The 267-nt window shown below is 42.3% G+C and carries 1 protein-coding gene; it reads right to left on the bottom strand.

Going from position 1 to position 267, the window contains the following annotated elements:
• Window positions 1-267: hypothetical protein (locus SB724_RS20430; RefSeq protein WP_410572716.1), on the bottom strand; the 267-nt coding region annotated here is incomplete at both ends.

Here is a 267-nt window from a genome sequence, read left to right as displayed (position 1 = left end):
ATAATATTTTGCAGCAGGTAAGGGCAGGGTACTTGGCAACTCAGTTAAAAAGCTCTCTAGCTGGTTTAACAATAACAACTTATCTGCAATGACTAGAAAGTTACTAGGAATTTTACTTTCATCGAGTATATCTAGCGGGCCACCTTGCGCCGTTGTTTGCGTGCTTAACGCGAGATGTTGTGCCAGTGCATTTTCAAGACCCGTGCTTTTGAGTATTTCTATAATCGCATCATGGCGCTGATTAATCTGCGCAGCCAATAACGTGAA

The sequence above is a fragment of the Bacillus sp. SIMBA_031 genome (assembly GCF_046535225.1).
In the GTDB taxonomy this organism is placed as follows: Bacteria; Bacillota; Bacilli; order Bacillales; family Bacillaceae; genus Bacillus; species Bacillus velezensis.
Note: the sequence above shows the minus strand (reverse complement) of the source record. Positions and strands in the feature narration are given on the sequence as shown.